General features: G+C 59.8%; 18 protein-coding genes. 16 read left to right on the top strand and 2 right to left on the bottom strand.

Annotated elements, in window-relative coordinates:
- Window positions 1-16: 16 nt before the first annotated feature.
- From secY to DXT88_RS22095, 13 genes are all read left to right on the top strand, one after another.
- Window positions 17-1,348 (top strand): preprotein translocase subunit SecY, encoded by a 1,332-nt coding sequence (gene secY, locus DXT88_RS22155; RefSeq protein WP_029363882.1) that lies wholly within the window; start codon window positions 17-19, stop codon window positions 1,346-1,348.
- A gap of 34 nt (window positions 1,349-1,382) precedes the next feature.
- Window positions 1,383-1,601: a translation initiation factor IF-1 gene (infA, locus tag DXT88_RS22150; protein WP_005663428.1), complete on the top strand. Its 219-nt coding sequence runs from the start codon at window positions 1,383-1,385 to the stop codon at window positions 1,599-1,601.
- 38 nt (window positions 1,602-1,639) lie between these two features.
- Window positions 1,640-1,753 carry a 50S ribosomal protein L36 gene (rpmJ, locus tag DXT88_RS22145; RefSeq protein ID WP_014004415.1) on the top strand — a complete coding sequence of 38 codons (114 nt, stop codon included), beginning with the start codon at window positions 1,640-1,642 and terminating at the stop codon, window positions 1,751-1,753.
- A 28-nt stretch (window positions 1,754-1,781) separates the two neighbouring features.
- Entirely contained in the window at window positions 1,782-2,147 is a 366-nt protein-coding gene (gene rpsM / locus DXT88_RS22140) for a 30S ribosomal protein S13 (protein WP_016836021.1), read from the top strand.
- Window positions 2,148-2,190: 43 nt separating this feature from the next.
- Window positions 2,191-2,595 carry a 30S ribosomal protein S11 gene (gene rpsK / locus DXT88_RS22135; RefSeq protein ID WP_016836020.1) on the top strand — a complete coding sequence of 135 codons (405 nt, stop codon included), beginning with the start codon at window positions 2,191-2,193 and terminating at the stop codon, window positions 2,593-2,595.
- A gap of 168 nt (window positions 2,596-2,763) precedes the next feature.
- Complete coding sequence (rpsD, locus tag DXT88_RS22130) at window positions 2,764-3,387, top strand: 30S ribosomal protein S4 (protein WP_016836019.1); 624 nt, start codon at window positions 2,764-2,766, stop codon at window positions 3,385-3,387.
- 106 nt (window positions 3,388-3,493) lie between these two features.
- Window positions 3,494-4,471, top strand: coding sequence for a DNA-directed RNA polymerase subunit alpha (locus DXT88_RS22125; RefSeq protein ID WP_007875351.1), 978 nt, complete (start codon window positions 3,494-3,496; stop codon window positions 4,469-4,471).
- A gap of 171 nt (window positions 4,472-4,642) precedes the next feature.
- On the top strand, window positions 4,643-5,032 hold the full coding sequence (rplQ, locus tag DXT88_RS22120) for a 50S ribosomal protein L17 (RefSeq protein WP_007875352.1): 390 nt from the start codon (window positions 4,643-4,645) through the stop codon (window positions 5,030-5,032).
- Between the two features lie 292 nt (window positions 5,033-5,324).
- Window positions 5,325-6,257: an ATP-binding cassette domain-containing protein gene (locus tag DXT88_RS22115; RefSeq protein WP_265216061.1), complete on the top strand. Its 933-nt coding sequence runs from the start codon at window positions 5,325-5,327 to the stop codon at window positions 6,255-6,257.
- Between the two features lie 6 nt (window positions 6,258-6,263).
- Window positions 6,264-7,040: an ABC transporter permease gene (locus DXT88_RS22110; RefSeq protein WP_265216060.1), complete on the top strand. Its 777-nt coding sequence runs from the start codon at window positions 6,264-6,266 to the stop codon at window positions 7,038-7,040.
- Between the two features lie 27 nt (window positions 7,041-7,067).
- Entirely contained in the window at window positions 7,068-7,400 is a 333-nt protein-coding gene (gene cutA, locus DXT88_RS22105; RefSeq protein ID WP_016836014.1) for a divalent-cation tolerance protein CutA, read from the top strand.
- Window positions 7,393-9,183, top strand: a complete 1,791-nt coding sequence (dsbD, locus tag DXT88_RS22100) for a protein-disulfide reductase DsbD (protein WP_265216059.1) — start codon at window positions 7,393-7,395, stop codon at window positions 9,181-9,183. The genes cutA and dsbD overlap by 8 nt, the downstream gene beginning before the upstream one ends.
- 124 nt (window positions 9,184-9,307) lie before the next feature.
- Window positions 9,308-9,946 carry a peroxiredoxin gene (locus DXT88_RS22095; RefSeq protein ID WP_116436339.1) on the top strand — a complete coding sequence of 213 codons (639 nt, stop codon included), beginning with the start codon at window positions 9,308-9,310 and terminating at the stop codon, window positions 9,944-9,946.
- A 46-nt stretch (window positions 9,947-9,992) separates the two neighbouring features.
- Here DXT88_RS22095 and DXT88_RS22090 read toward each other — a convergent pair whose 3' ends face one another.
- Window positions 9,993-10,937, bottom strand: a complete 945-nt coding sequence (locus DXT88_RS22090) for a LysR family transcriptional regulator (protein WP_265216056.1) — start codon at window positions 10,935-10,937, stop codon at window positions 9,993-9,995.
- Between the two features lie 192 nt (window positions 10,938-11,129).
- Here DXT88_RS22090 and DXT88_RS22085 point away from each other — a divergent pair, with 192 nt between their 5' ends.
- The 3 genes from DXT88_RS22085 to DXT88_RS22075 all read left to right on the top strand — a co-directional run bounded on the left by DXT88_RS22085 (window position 11,130) and on the right by DXT88_RS22075 (window position 15,164).
- Window positions 11,130-12,269: an iron-containing alcohol dehydrogenase gene (locus tag DXT88_RS22085; protein WP_265216055.1), complete on the top strand. Its 1,140-nt coding sequence runs from the start codon at window positions 11,130-11,132 to the stop codon at window positions 12,267-12,269.
- A 16-nt stretch (window positions 12,270-12,285) separates the two neighbouring features.
- Entirely contained in the window at window positions 12,286-13,881 is a 1,596-nt protein-coding gene (locus DXT88_RS22080; protein WP_265216053.1) for an aldehyde dehydrogenase (NADP(+)), read from the top strand.
- A gap of 98 nt (window positions 13,882-13,979) precedes the next feature.
- Window positions 13,980-15,164, top strand: coding sequence for an ABC transporter substrate-binding protein (locus DXT88_RS22075; protein WP_016836008.1), 1,185 nt, complete (start codon window positions 13,980-13,982; stop codon window positions 15,162-15,164).
- A gap of 138 nt (window positions 15,165-15,302) precedes the next feature.
- Here DXT88_RS22075 and DXT88_RS22070 read toward each other — a convergent pair whose 3' ends face one another.
- The gene (locus DXT88_RS22070; protein ID WP_265216052.1) at window positions 15,303-16,133 is read right to left on the bottom strand and encodes an ABC transporter ATP-binding protein; all 831 of its coding nucleotides are present in this window, start codon (window positions 16,131-16,133) and stop codon (window positions 15,303-15,305) included.
- Between the last annotated feature and the right edge of the window lie 5 nt (window positions 16,134-16,138).

Genomic DNA, 16,138 nt, shown 5'->3' with positions numbered 1-16,138 from the left:
TGACGCGGAGCATTAATTGGCGACTACACCTCAACTTGCTAAAGGCGCTGCAAAAGGATTCCCCTGGAACCGTTTGTGGTTTTTGCTGGCGGCATTAGTTGTATATCGCATCGGTGCTCACATTCCTGTTCCAGGAATTGACCCGACGCAGTTGGCGCAATTGTTCAAACAAAACCAGGGCGGCATCTTGGGCATGTTCAACATGTTCTCCGGCGGCGCCCTGTCGCGTTTCACAATTTTCGCTCTTGGGATCATGCCGTACATTTCGGCGTCGATCATCATGCAGTTGCTGTCGGTGGTATCGCCGCAGCTCGAAGCGTTGAAAAAAGAAGGTGAAGCAGGGCGTCGCAAGATTACCCAGTACACCCGCTACGGCACCCTGGTGCTGGCAACGTTTCAGGCGCTGGGTATTGCCGTTGCACTGGAATCGCAAGCTGGTCTTGTGTTGGATCCGGGTCTGGCGTTCCGCCTGACGACGGTCGTGACGCTGGTGACCGGTACGATGTTCCTGATGTGGCTGGGCGAGCAGATTACAGAGCGCGGTTTGGGTAATGGCATTTCGATCATTATCTTCGCCGGTATCGCAGCTGGTTTGCCGAATGCATTGGGCGGCTTGTTTGAACTGGTTCGTACAGGTTCGATGAGCGCATTGTCGGCGATCCTGATTTGCGTGATTGTGGCGCTGGTGACGTTCCTGGTGGTGTTCATTGAGCGCGGCCAACGCAAGATCCTGGTGAACTATGCGAAGCGTCAGGTCGGCAACAAGATCTACGGCGGGCAAAGCAGTCATTTGCCGCTGAAGCTGAACATGGCTGGCGTGATTCCTCCCATTTTCGCTTCGTCGATCATCTTGTTCCCGGCAACGATCACGAGCTGGTTCACTTCCGGCGATACATCGAATCCTTTCATTCGTTTCCTGAAGGATTTGGCTGCATCGATGGCGCCGGGCGAACCGATTCATGCGCTGCTGTATGCGATTGCAATTGTTTTCTTCTGTTTTTTCTACACTGCGTTGGTTTTCAACAGCAAAGAAACTGCAGATAACCTGAAAAAGAGCGGTGCGTTTGTTCCTGGTATTCGTCCTGGCGACCAGACAGCCCGTTACATCGACAAGATCTTGATGCGCTTGACGTTGGCCGGTGCGGTGTACATCACATTGGTTTGCTTGTTGCCTGAATTTTTGATCGCACGTTGGAAGGTGCCTTTCTACTTCGGTGGAACCTCTCTTCTGATTATTGTGGTCGTCACCATGGATTTCATGGCGCAGGTCCAGAATTATGTAATGTCTCAGCAGTATGAATCGTTGCTTCGCAAGGCAAATTTCAAGGGCGGTATGACTTCACGATAGGTGAAGGGTAGCGCCCAAAGGAACAGACGATCGAATGGCAAAAGACGACGTTATTCAGATGCAAGGCGAGATTCTGGAGAATCTGCCTAATGCGACATTCAGAGTTAAGTTGGAAAACGGACATGTTGTACTCGGCCATATTTCCGGGAAAATGCGGATGAACTATATTCGCATCCTTCCGGGAGATAAGGTCACGGTGGAACTGACTCCTTATGATTTGAGCCGGGCACGTATCGTGTTCCGTACCAAGTAGTGTGAAACGAACCTAGTATCGAAAGAAAGAGGGCCACAATGAAAGTGCTCGCATCAGTCAAGCGGATCTGCCGCAACTGCAAAATCATCAAGCGCAAAGGCGTAGTTCGTGTTATCTGCACAGAACCGCGTCATAAACAGCGCCAAGGTTAATTTAACGTTATTGATCGAGGAATAACGCATGGCACGTATTGCAGGGGTCAACATCCCCAACCATCAGCACACTGTAATCGGCTTGACAGCCATCTACGGTATTGGCCGTCCACGCGCGCAAGATATTTGCGTCGCCACCGGTGTCCCGACCAATAAAAAGGTCAAGGATCTGGACGATAACGAACTGGAAAAGCTCCGTGACGAAATTGCAAAATTCGTCGTCGAGGGTGACCTGCGTCGCGAACTGTCGATGAACATCAAGCGTTTGATGGACCTGGGCTGCTACCGTGGTATGCGTCACCGCAAGGGCTTGCCTTGCCGTGGCCAACGTACCCGCACTAATGCGCGTACTCGCAAGGGTCCACGTAAAGCCGCACAATCGTTGAAGAAATAATCCCGGCACCCGCTAGTCGATTACCGGATTCAAGGAAATAATTATGGCAAAGAGCCCAAATAACGCCGCAGCAGCACGCGTGCGCAAGAAAGTTAAGAAGAACGTTGCAGAAGGTATCGCTCACGTTCACGCTTCGTTCAACAATACCATCATCACGATCACGGATCGCCAAGGTAATGCTTTGTCTTGGGCGACTTCGGGTGGTGCCGGTTTCAAGGGTTCGCGTAAATCGACTCCGTTTGCTGCCCAGGTTGCTGCTGAAGCTGCCGGCAAGGTTGCAATCGAATGCGGCATCAAGAATCTGGAAGTGCGTATCAAGGGCCCGGGCCCAGGCCGTGAATCGGCTGTGCGCGCACTGAACAACCTGGGCATCAAGATTACCCAGATCCAGGACGTGACTCCGGTCCCGCACAACGGCTGCCGCCCACCAAAGCGTCGTCGTATCTAATCTGTAGTATAATCTTGCGCTTTCGCAGAACATGCGAAAGCGTTGGAAATCACCCGCCAATGACCTTGGCGGGTTTTGTTCTTAAGCCCACTGTTTGATAGCAGGCAGATCAAACTAGCGTTCAGGCCGGCGACGGCCTTGGGACGTCATTCAATTAAAGGAAATACCGTGGCACGTTATATCGGACCTAAAGCAAAACTTTCCCGCCGTGAAGGCACCGACCTGTTCCTGAAGAGCGCACGCCGCTCGCTGGATTCCAAGTGCAAACTGGATTCCAAGCCAGGTCAACACGGTCGCACTTCCGGTGCTCGCACTTCGGACTACGGCAACCAATTGCGCGAAAAGCAAAAGGTCAAGCGTATCTACGGCGTGCTTGAGCGTCAATTCCGCCGCTACTTCGCAGAAGCCGACCGCCGCAAGGGCAACACCGGCGAAACGCTGCTGAAGCTGCTGGAAGCCCGTCTGGACAACGTCGTTTATCGTATGGGTTTCGGTTCGACCCGTGCTGAAGCGCGTCAACTGGTTTCGCACAAGGCGCTGACCGTCAACGGTATCGTCGTGAACATCGCGTCGTATCAGGTCAAGGCCGGCGACGTCGTCGCCGTCCGTGAAAAGGCCAAGAAGCAAGTGCGTATCGCCGAAGCCCTGTCGCTGGCTGAGCAATCCGGTTTCCCATCGTGGGTTTCCGTCGATGCCAAGAAGCTGGAAGGCACTTACAAGACTTCCCCGGACCGTAACGAAATCGCCAACGACGTCAACGAATCGCTGATCGTCGAACTGTATTCGCGTTAATCCGTATCCTGAGTTTTTCCTGTGCCCACCTTCTTGGTGGGCATTTTTCCGACATGCCATCAGCCTTATCGGTGTAACGAACCGAGGGTATTGAAGAGGACATTTCATGCAAAATAGTTTGTTGAAGCCACGTATCATCGAAGTTGAAGCACTGGGCGCCGGTCACGCGAAGGTCGTGATGGAGCCGTTCGAGCGTGGCTATGGCCACACCCTGGGCAACGCGCTGCGCCGCGTTCTGCTGTCGTCGATGATCGGTTACGCCCCGACCGAAGTCACCATCGCCGGCGTCGTACATGAGTATTCTTCCCTCGACGGCGTGCAGGAAGACGTCGTTGACATCCTGTTGAACCTGAAGGGCGTCGTGTTCAAGTTGCATAACCGCGACGAAGTCACACTGACCCTGAAGAAAGAAGGCGAAGGCGTTGTTCTGGCATCGGATATCGATCTGCCGCACGATGTCGAGCTGATCAATCCGGATCACGTGATCGCCAACCTGACCGCAGGCGGCAAGCTGGACATGCAGATCAAGGTCGAAAAGGGTCGCGGCTATGTGCCGGGCAACGTTCGCCGTCTGTCCGAAGATGCCAACAAGACCATCGGCCGCATCATCCTGGACGCTTCGTTCTCGCCAGTGCGCCGTGTTTCCTACGCTGTCGAATCGGCTCGCGTGGAACAACGTACCGATCTGGACAAGCTGGTCATCAACATCGAAACCAACGGTGTGATCACACCGGAAGAAGCGATCCGCCAGTCGGCCCGCGTCCTGGTCGATCAACTGAATGTGTTCGCCGCCCTGGAAGGCACCGAAGCGACTGCCGAAGCTCCATCGCGCGCACCGCAAGTCGATCCTATCCTGCTGCGTCCGGTCGACGACCTGGAACTGACTGTCCGTTCGGCAAACTGCCTGAAGGCCGAAAACATCTACTACATTGGCGATCTGATCCAACGTAGCGAGAATGAACTGCTGAAGACGCCGAACCTGGGCCGCAAGTCCCTGAACGAAATCAAGGAAGTTCTGGCATCCCGCGGTCTGACCCTGGGCATGAAGCTGGAAAACTGGCCGCCAGCCGGCCTGGAAAAGTAATTTTGCAATGATGGTGAGCGTTTGAAAAATCGCTCACCATGCAAAGCAAAGCAAGGCAACAGAAGCACCAAGTCCTGGCGACAGGCACTAACCCAATCGATACCGGTCCGCGGCAGCCAGACACTGCCGATAGAAGAACTGGATTAAAACTGTAATCTGAAAGGAAATATCATGCGTCACCGTCACGGTCTCCGTAAACTGAATCGTACTTCCTCGCACCGCCTGGCAATGCTGCGCAACATGACAGTATCCCTGCTGCGCCACGAAGCCATCAAGACAACTCTGCCAAAAGCCAAGGAACTGCGCCGCGTCGTCGAGCCTATCCTGACTCTGGGCAAGACCGATACACTGGCCAACAAGCGCCTGGCATTCTCCCGTCTGCGCGACCGCGAAATCGTCGGCAAGCTGTTCTCCGAACTGGGCCCACGTTACGCAGCACGTAACGGCGGCTACCTGCGCATCCTGAAAATGGGCTTCCGCGTCGGCGACAATGCTCCTATGGCTTTCGTTGAACTGGTTGATCGTCCGGACGTCTCGGAAGAAGCGCCAAGCGTCGAGTAATCACGCTGCTGCATGCTGACATCGCGTCAAGCACGATGGAAGAAAAAAGCCAGGCCATGCCTGGCTTTTTGCATTTCGGACATTGCAATACTGAGCGGTCTGATCTGTCAAACTTGACCGGCCGGATTGCAACAAGCATGCGCAAATACGGTCGAACCGCTTGCCGCCGGTTGCAAGTTTCAATTCGCGCGGATCGATCAGCTGTCGCAGGCGCATCGGCGACATGCCCGGCGTTACAAAACCGGCAAACAAGCCAACAACAACGGAGCGCCCGCGCGGCGCCAGGGATGATATGACGGAGCCATCGATACTGTCGGTCAGCAAGCTGCACAAGGCATTCGGCGCCGGCGCGCAACGCGTCGCCATCATCAACGACCTGAGCTTCGCTCTGCGTCCCGGCGAGTGCTACGGCCTGCTCGGCCCCAACGGCGCCGGCAAGACCACCACGCTGCGTCTGTGCCTCGGGCTGGCCACCCCCGACAGCGGCGAGATCCGGCTCGGCGGCCAGGCCATCCCGGACCAGGCGCGCGCCGCACGCATGCGCGTCGGCGTGGTGCCACAGGCCGACAACCTCGATCCCGACTTCACCGTGCAGGAGAATTTGCTGGTGTTCGCGCGCTACTTCGGCATCGCTGACGCGACGATGGCGCAGCGCATTCCCGAGTTGCTCGAGTTCGCCAACCTGACGGCAAAGAAGGATGCGCGTATCGCCGAATTGTCCGGCGGCATGAAGCGGCGCCTGACGCTGGCGCGCGCCCTGGTCAACGATCCCGACCTGATCTTCATGGACGAGCCGACCACCGGTCTCGATCCGCAGGCACGCCACATGATCTGGGAGCGCCTCAAGAACTTGCTGGCGCGCGGCAAGACGATCTTGCTGACCACCCACTTCATGGATGAGGCGGAACGCCTGTGCGATCGCCTGGCGGTGATCGATCACGGCAAGATGATCGCCGAAGGCTCGCCGCCGGATCTGATCGCGCAGCACATCGAAGCGGAGGTGCTCGAGATCTACGGCGAAAATGCCAGATCCTGGGCCGAGCAGCACGGCCGCAGCCATGCCTCGCGCGTTGAATACAGCGGCGAGACGGTGTTCTGCTACACCAATGACGCACAGGCGCTGCTGGCCACCTTGAAGCACGTCCCAGGCGTGCGTTACATGCACCGCCCGGCCAACCTCGAAGATCTCTTCCTCAAACTCACAGGCCGCGAAATGCGCGATTAAAATCACATGACGACAATCTACGCACCGCCGGTATTTTCGCTGCGCTTCTATCCGATCTGGCGCCGCAATTTCCTGGTCTGGAAAAAGCTCATGGCGGCCAGCATCATCGGCAACATCGCCGAGCCGCTGATCACCCTGATCGCCTTCGGCTACGGCCTCGGCAGCATCCTCAAGGAAATCGACGGCATTCCCTACATTCACTATCTCGCTTCGGGTTCGATCTGCATGTCGGTGATGATGGCCTCGTCGTTCGAGGCGCTGTATTCTGCCTACTCGCGCATGAGTGTGCAACGCACCTGGGACGCGCTGATGAATGCGCCGCTGGCGCTCGACGACATCGTCCTCGCCGAGCTGCTGTGGGCCGCCACCAAGTCCTTGTTCAGCGGCGTCGCCATCCTGTGCGTGATGTTCGCGCTCGGCATCGGCCTGCACCCGCAAGTGTTGCTGGTGCTGCCGGTGCTGTTCCTGGCCGGCATGACTTTCAGCGCACTCGGGCTGATCATGAATGCGCTCGCCAAGGGCTATGATTTCTTCACCTACTATTTCACGCTGATCCTCACGCCGATGACCTTCCTGTCGGGCGTGTATTATCCGGTTGCGCAGTTGCCGTCATGGCTGCAAACGGTGTCGCAATTCCTGCCGCTGAGCGCCGCCGTGAACCTGGTGCGTCCGCTCGTGCTGGGCGGCTGGCCGCAGGCGCCGCTGCTGGATCTGGCGGTGCTGGCTTTTTATTGCTGCGCGGGATTCTATGTCGCGGTGATCTTCACGCGGCGACGCTTCTGAATGTCTGACGCAAACGGGAGAGATGTCATGGAACAAGTGCTGGTCGTATTGACCAACGTGCCCGACGCCGAACTGGCGAAATCGCTGGCGCACACGCTGGTGGAACGCCGCCTGGCGGCCTGCGTGAATATCATGCCTGCGGTACAGTCGATATATCGGTGGCAGGGCGCCGTCGAGCACGCCAGCGAAGTAAGCTTGGTGATCAAGAGCACACAGGCGCGCTATGCCGAACTCGAAGCGGCGATCGTCGCCGCGCATCCTTACGACGTGCCGGAAATCATCGCCTTGCCGATTGCCGCCGGCTTGCCCGCCTACCTGAATTGGATCGTTGCAGAAACCGGGAAAGAATTGCATGTTTAAGCGCTTGCTGGCCGCCGGACGTGGCGGCTTTTTGATCAAATTATTGCTGGCCGCCGTGTTGGCGATCTCGCTGACGCCTGCAAGCGCATCAGCGGAAGAGTATCTCGCGCCGGAAGCGGCCTTCCGTTTTTCCGCCGTGATGGTTGACGCGCGCACGCTGCAGATCACCTACGCAATCGCCGACGGCTATTACATGTACCGCGACCGTTTCCATTTCAAGGCCGACGGCGCCACCCTGGGTCAACCTGATTTTCCGCATGGCAAGGTCAAGTACGACGAGAATTTCCAGAAGGAAGTCGAAACCTATCGCAACAGCGTCAGCATCCGCATCCCGGTTGAGGCGGGCGCCTCCGGCGACACATTCAAACTGATCGCGACCGCGCAAGGTTGCGCCGACAAGGGCCTGTGCTATCCGCCGATGGATACCGCTGCGGAGATGTCGACGAGCGCCGTGGGCAAGGTGGTCGGACCGGCGGATGCATCCGGCAACGCCGCCTCCATCGGCATGGCGGGAAGCGGCTCCGACATGGACAGGATCAGCGCGGTGCTCAAGAGCGGCAAGCTGCTGACCGTGCTGTCGCTGTTCTTCCTGCTCGGCGTCGGCCTTTCGTTCACGCCCTGCGTGCTGCCGATGGTGCCGATCCTGTCGTCCATCATCGTCGGCGAAGGCGCGCAGGCCAAGCGCGGCCGCGGCTTGCTGCTCTCGGCCGTCTATGTGCTCGGCATGGCGCTGGTGTATACCGCGCTGGGCATCGCCGCCGGCCTGATCGGCGAAGGCCTGTCGGCGGCGCTGCAGAATCCCTGGGTGCTGTCGGCGTTCGCGCTGCTGATGGTCGGCCTGTCGCTGTCGATGTTCGACTACTATCAACTGCAGGTGCCGGCGGCATGGCAATCGAAACTGACCGAGGTCTCCGGGCAGGGCGGCGGCAAGTTGGCAGGGGTATTCGCCATGGGCGCGATCTCGGCGCTGATCGTCGGTCCCTGCGTCGCCGCGCCGCTGGCCGGCGCGCTGCTCTACATCAGCCAGACGCGCGACGTCGTGCTGGGCGGCAGCGCCCTGTTCGCGATGGCGCTCGGCATGGGCGTGCCGCTGCTGGTCATCGGCGCGTCCGCAGGCGCTCTGCTGCCGCGCGCCGGCGGCTGGATGGAATCGGTCAAGCGTTTCTTCGGCGTACTGATGCTGGCCACCGCCTTGTGGATGGTGTCGCCCGTGATTCCGGCCTGGGCCTTCGTCGCCGGCTGGGCGGCGCTGGGCATCGCCTACGGCGCCTACTTATTGTGGAGCAAGCCGGGCCATTGGGCCGCGCGCGCCTGCGGCCTGGCGTTCGCCGCGCTGGGCGTATTGCAACTGGTCAGCGTCGCCACCGGCGGCCGCGATCCCTTGGCGCCGTTGTCGCATCTGGGCGGCGGCAAACCGGCGGCGCACACCGATTTCGTGCGCGTGCGTTCGGTTGCCGAACTCGACGCCGCACTCGCGCAGACCGGCGGCAAGCCGGCCCTGCTCGACTTCTACGCCGACTGGTGCGTGTCCTGCAAGGAGATGGAAAAATTCACCTTCACCGACCCGCGCGTGCGTGAAAAATTCGCCCGCATGGTCCTGCTGCAGATCGACGTCACCGCCAACAACGCCGACGACAAGGCCATGCTCAAGCGCTTCCAGCTGTTCGGGCCGCCCGGCATCATCCTGTTCGACGGCCAGGGCCGCGAGCTGGCGGGCAAACGCGTGATCGGCTACCAGAACGCGGAGCAGTTCTTGCAAAGTCTGCAAGTGTTGACGCCCTGAAACCTGTCGCCGCCGGCAAGTTTTCATAGCCCGGCGTTATTTGAATACTCGTTAATAGTTGTTGGATTGCGATGACCCGGACGTTATAGTAGACGTCCTGAATTTCGTTACCAAGGAGACTGACATGACACTGCGTTTGGGCGACACCGCGCCGGATTTCGAGCAAGATTCCTCCATCGGCAAAATCAAGTTCCACGAATGGGCAGGCGACTCCTGGGTGGTCCTGTTTTCGCATCCGGCCGACTTCACGCCGGTCTGCACCACCGAGCTGGGCCTGACCGCCAAGCTGAAACCTGAGTTCGACAAGCGCAACGTCAAGGCCATCGCCCTGTCGGTCGACGGCGCCGAAGCGCACACCAAATGGATCAAGGACATCGAAGACACGCAGAAGACCGTGGTCGGTTTCCCTATCGTCGCAGACGTCGACAAGAAAGTCGCCGGCCTGTACGACATGATCCATCCGAACCAGTCCGAAACCGCGACCGTGCGTTCGCTGTTCATCATCGATCCGAAGAAGAAAGTACGCCTGATCATCACTTACCCGATGAGCACCGGCCGCAACTTCGACGAAGTGCTGCGCGTGCTGGATGCGCTGCAACTGACCGACGGCTACACCGTGGCCACGCCAGGCAACTGGAAAGACGGCGACGACGTCATCATCCCGTTGTCGGTCAAGGATGAAGAAGTGATCAAGCAAAAGTATCCGAAGGGTTACACCTCGCCGCGTCCTTACCTGCGCATCACGCCGCAGCCGAACAAGTAAGCCGGTTCGGAATATCAAAAAGCGCTCCCGCAACGGAGCGCTTTTTTTACGCCTCTTCCTTCGGCGTCTCGGTGAATTCGTCGATGAACAACTGCGCCACCGACGAGCGCATGCTGCCGTGGCGCGTGACCAATTGATACGGCTCGCTGCGCGAATGCAGCGGCAGCGGCAGGATCGTGGTCATGCCGAAGCGCGTGCAGAACTGCGCCACGTCGACCGACATCAGCGCCACGAAGGATGGATTTCTTTGCAATAAAGACAAGGTGGTGAAGGCTGAGGTGGTTTCCAGCAAGTGCAGCGGGAAGCGCAGGTTGGCTTCATGGAATTCGCGCTCCAGCAACAGCCGCATCGGCATGTTGGCCGAATACACCACCCAGCGTGAATCGGCCAGATCGGTCAGCTGCAGTGTTTCGCGTCCCGCCAGCGGATGGTTGATGTTGGCCACCACCGCCAATTTCTCGTTGTGGATGTCGATGCTGTCGTACAGGTGCGGCTGCTGGCTGATGCTGGTGCGGCAGATCGCCATGTCCAGCCGGCCCTGGTCGAGCAGGCGCAGCAGCCGCGCGCTGGTATCCTCGACGATTTCCACCGACAGCGCCGGGCGCTTTTCCAGCAGTCGCGTCAGCGCATCGGTCAGCAGCGGCACCGCCCCCATGATCACCCCCAGCGCCAGCCGGCCGCCGTGGCCCTGCAGGATGCCGATCATGTCTTCGCGCAAATGCGCCAGGTCGGTCTGGATCAGGCGCGCATAGCGAATTACGCAATGGCCGAGGTCGGTCGCCTCGAGGCCGCGGTTGGTGCGCACGAACAGTTGCGCGCCCAAGGTGGTTTCGATCTCCTGCAAGGCCTTGCTGGCGCCCGGCTGCGTCAGCGCGACCTGCTCCGCCGCCTTCAGCAGCGAGCCGTGGTCGGCCAGTGCAATCAGCAGGCGCAACTGCTTCAGATGCAAACGGGAAGTGATGGAGCTCAGCGAGGGGATTTCTTGCATCATGGGAATGATTTGTGTATGAGTATAGGTTATAGCTGTATCAGCAGTTCTCATTAGGCAAAGCCTGCCGATTGGCATACAGTTTTGCCTCTAAAGCTTGATTCGCACAGGGAAATCGCCTGATGCGCCGTGGTTCGGAAGCCGCCGGCTTCGCAACACGCTGCAAGTATATCTATAACTTTAAGGCTATGTACGATGGCATTGATTAACTACATTACCCAAGTCCAGTTCGATTTCGGCGCACTCGCGCTGCTGCAGCAGGAATGCGACCGCATCGGCATCCGCAAGCCGCTGATCGTCACCGACATGGGCATCCGCAATGCCGGCATCCTCGACAAAGTCGTGGCCCAGCTGAAAGACGGCGCCCAAGTCGCCGTGTTTGACCAGACGCCGCCGAATCCAAATGAAGCCGCCGTACGCGCTGCGGTCAAGCTGTTCCGCGACAGCGCCTGTGACGGCATCATCGCCGTCGGCGGCGGTTCCTCGATCGACCTGGCCAAGGGCGTGGCCGTCTGCGGTACGCACGAAGGCACGCTCAAATCGTTTGCGCTGATCGAAGGCGGCCTCGCCAACATCACCGCCAAGACCGCGCCCGTGATCGCCATCCCGACTACCGCCGGCACCGGCAGCGAAGTCGGTCGCGGCGCCATCCTGATCCTCGACGACGGCCGCAAGGTCGGCGTGTTGTCGCCGTATCTGGTGCCGCGCCTGGCGATCTGCGACCCCGAGCTGACACTGAATCTGCCGGCGATGATGACCGCCGCCACCGGCATGGACGCCATCGCCCACTGCCTGGAAACCTTCATGGCGCCGTCCTTCAACCCGCCGGCCGACGGCATTGCGCTGGACGGCTTGTGGCGTGCCTGGGCGCATATCGAACGCGCCACCAAAGAACCGCACGACCGCGAAGCGCGCCTGAACATGATGAGCGCCTCGATGCAAGGCGCCATGGCGTTCCAGAAGGGCCTCGGCTGCGTGCACAGCCTGAGCCATTCGCTGGGCGGCATCAATCCGCGCCTGCACCACGGCACCCTGAACGCCATCTTCCTGCCGGCCATCATCGAGTTCAACAAGGATTCGGAATCGGTCATCAAGGAAAAGAAACTGGCGCGCATCGCGCACGCCATGGGGCTGGCGAACGAAGCCGACATCGGCCCTGCGATCAAGGATATGAGCCGACGCCTCGGCTTGCCGACCGGCCTGGCCGAACTCGGCGTGACCGAAGACATGTATCCGAAGATCATCAAGGGCGCGCTGGCTGACCACAGCCACAAAACCAATCCGCGCGTGGCGTCGGAAGACGACTACGCTCGTATGCTCACCCAATCGATGTAACTGGAGAACGATAAAAATGACACTGCTCGGACATAACTATATTGGCGGCGGACGCAGCGGCGAAGGCGACGTCAAGTTGCTCAGCATCGCAGCGGCGACCGGCGAAGCGCATGCCGTCCCATTCCTGACCGCAACGGAAGCTGAAGTCAGCGCTGCGGTCGACGCCGCCAGCGCGGCTTATCCGGCTTACCGCGCTTTGCCGGCCGAAGCGCGCGCCAAATTCCTCGACGCCATCGCGGAAGAAATCGACGCCCTCGGCGATGACTTCATCGCGGAAGTCTCGCGTGAAACCGCCTTGCCTGCAGGTCGCCTGCAAGGCGAGCGCAGCCGCACCAGCAATCAGATGCGCCTGTTCGCCAAGGTCCTGCGCCGGGGCGATTTCTACGGCGCCCGCATTGATACCGCTTTGCCGCAACGCCAGCCGCTGCCACGTCCCGATCTGCGCCAATACCGCATCGGCGTCGGTCCGGTGGCCGTGTTCGGCGCCAGCAATTTCCCGTTGGCGTTCTCGGTGGCCGGTGGCGATACCGCTGCGGCGCTGGCAGCCGGTTGCCCGGTCGTGTTCAAGGCCCACAGCGGGCATCTGATCACCTCCGAACTGGTGGCCGACGCGATTGAGCGCGCAGTCAAGCGCAGCGGTGTGCCGGCCGGCACTTTCAACATGATCTACGGCGATCGCGTCGGCGCGCAACTGGTCAAGAGCGCCGGCATTCAGGCGGTCGGTTTCACCGGTTCGCTGCGCGGCGGTCGTGCACTGTGCGACATGGCGGCGGCGCGTCCGCAACCGATCCCGGTGTTCGCCGAAATGTCGAGCATCAATCCGATCATCGTGCTGCCGCAAGCTTTGGCGACACGCGGTGAAGCAATCGCCCGCGACCTGATCGGTTCGGTCGTGGTCGGCGTCGGCCAGTTATGCACCAGCCCGGGCCTGGTGCTCGGCGTGCGTTCGCCGGAACTGACCAGGTTCATCGAGCAGCTGCGCGAAGCGACGCTTGCACAATCGCCTCAGACCATGCTCAACAGCGCCGGTCTCAAGACCTACGGCGGCGGTGTGGAACGCTTGAGCAAAGTCCCCGGCGTGGTGGTTCTTGCCGCCGGCGGCAGCAGCGCAACCCAGGCTGTGCCGCATCTGTTCAAGGCGGAAGCTTCGGTGCTGTTCACCAAGGAAGCGCCGCTGGAAGAAGAAGTCTTCGGCCCTGCGACCGTGATCGTCGAGCTGGAAAGCCGCGAACAACTGATCGATTTCGCCCGCAACATGCAAGGTCAATTGACCGCGACCTTGCAGGCGCAGCCGGAAGACCTGCGCGCTCACCAGGACCTGATCGCGCTGCTGGAACAAAAGGCCGGCCGCCTGCTGGTCAACGGCTTCCCGACCGGCGTCGAAGTCAGCGATGCGATGGTCCACGGCGGCCCGTATCCGGCCACGTCCGACGCGCGCGGCACCTCGGTGGGCACGCTGGCGATTGATCGCTTCCTGCGTCCGATCTGCTATCAGAACTATCCGGACGAGTTGTTGCCGGCTGCACTGCAAAACAGCAATCCGCTCGGCCTGCTGCGTCTGGTCGATGGGGAGCCGACCAAGGCCGTGGTGAACGATCCGCGTACTGCATGACAATTTGATTTGAACAGGGAGGCGGCGCGCAATTCCAGGTTGCGCGTCGCGGCAGGACCATAACAACAGAGGAGACGGGTTTGAAAAAATTTCTGAAAATGGCGGCATTGTCCGCCGCGATGTGCGCAGCATTCAGCGGCAATGCCAACGCAGCCGGCGACACCATCAAGATCGGCTTCATCACCGATCTGTCCGGCACCTATGCCGACATGGACGGCCAGGGCGGCATCGAAGCGATCAAGATGGCGATCGCCGATGCAGGCGGCACCATCAACGGCAAGAAGGTCGAGTTCGTTTTTGCCGATCACCAGAACAAGGCCGACATCGCCGCCAACAAGGCGCGCGAATGGTTTGACCGCGACGGCGTCGACATGCTGGTCGGCGGCGTGAACTCGGCAGCCAGCCTGGCCATGGGCAAAGTGGCCGGCGAAAAGAAAAAGGTCTTCATCTCGGTCGGCGCCGGCACCACGCGCCAAACCAATGAAGAATGCAATGCCTACACCGTCCAGTACGCCTACGACACAACGGCATTGGCGCGCGGCACCGGCGCAGCGATCACCAAGCAAGGCGGCAAGTCGTGGTACTTCGTCACCGCCGATTACGCATTCGGCACCTCGCTTGAAAAAGACACCAGCGACGTCGTGAAGGCCGGTGGCGGCACCGTCGTCGGCCAGGTCCGCGCACCGCTGGCGACATCGGACTTCTCGTCCTTCCTGCTACAGGCGCAATCCTCCAAGGCGCAGATCCTGGGTCTGGCGGTAGCGGGCGGCGACGTCATCAACGCCATCAAGGCGGCCAATGAATTCGGCGTGAACAAGACGATGAAGCTGGCCGGTCTGCTGATCTTCATCACCGACACGCATTCGCTGGGCCTGCAAGTCACGCAAGGCATGTACCTGACCGACGGCTGGTACTGGGACATGAACGACCAGGCGCGCGCATGGGGCAATCGCTACTTCGGCAAGATGAAGAAGATGCCGACCATGTTCCAGGCCGGCGATGCATCGGCGGTGGGCCAGTATCTGAAGGCAGTCAAGGCCGTTGGCAGCACCGACGCCGACAAGGTCATGGATTACCTGCGCAAGAACAAGATCAACGACTTCTTCACCTCCAACGGCGTGGTCCGTCCGGATGGCCGCATGGTGCATGACATGTACCTGATGGAAGTGAAAAAACCGTCCGAATCCAAGCGTCCATGGGACTACTACAAGCTGGTGCAGACCATCCCCGGCGACCAGGCGTACATGACCAAGGCCGAGTCGAAGTGCTCGCTGTGGAAGTGATTGCAGGGATAGAAAAGACAGAGCAAAGACAGTAAGAACAGATTTGAAGTAGTAACTTTTCTGAGCAGAAGTCGGCGCAAGCCGATGCATTTCAGCGCATCTCGACTCACGTCGGGGTGCGCTTTTTTTATGCGTCGTTCAGGTTGTTTGCGCTGCCGCCGCGCCGGTGCCGGCCATGCTCTTGCGCGCTTCCTCACGCACGATGTGCAGGATCTTTTGCTTGAGCGCGCCGTAGCCGGTGTCGGCCACCAGCAATTCGACATCGCGCGGGCGCGGGAAGGGCAGTTTGAATTCCGCGCAGATGCGGCCCGGGCGCGCCGACATCACCAGCACGCGATCGGCCAGGAACAGAGCTTCGTCGACGTCGTGCGTGATGAACAGGATGGTGGTGCCGGTAGTCTGCCAGACGCTGGTCAGCAGCTCTTGCATCATGAGTCGCGTCTGTGCGTCGAGCGCGCCGAACGGTTCATCCATCAGCAGGATTTCCGGATTGGGCAGCCAGGCGCGCGCCAGTGCAGCGCGTTGACGCATGCCGCCCGACAATTGCCACGGCATGTGATGCTGGAAATCCTGCAGGCCCACCAGGCGCAGATAGCGCTCGGCCTCGGGCAGATAGACGGACTTCTTGATGCCGGCCATGCGCGGACCGAAGGTGACGTTGTCGAGCACCGACAGCCACGGGAATAGTGTCGGCTGCTGGAATACCACGCCGCGTTCCGGACCGGGTTTGTTGACCGCGACGCCGTCGAGCAGGATGGCGCCTTGATCGGCTTGTTCGAAGCCGGCGATCAGGTTGAGAATGGTCGATTTGCCGCAACCGGACGGACCGAGCAGGCAGACCAGTTCACCTTGTTCCAGCTCCAGCGAAATGTCCGACAACACCGGCGTGGCCGCCTGCTTGCCGGAGGTGAAACTCTTGCTGATGCCGGCCAGCCGCACACGGGCGGGCAGTTGTGCAATCTGGTTCATAGTTT

This window comes from Herbaspirillum lusitanum, from assembly GCF_026127345.1.
In the GTDB taxonomy this organism is placed as follows: domain Bacteria; phylum Pseudomonadota; class Gammaproteobacteria; order Burkholderiales; family Burkholderiaceae_D; genus Herbaspirillum; species Herbaspirillum lusitanum.
Note: the sequence above shows the minus strand (reverse complement) of the source record. Positions and strands in the feature narration are given on the sequence as shown.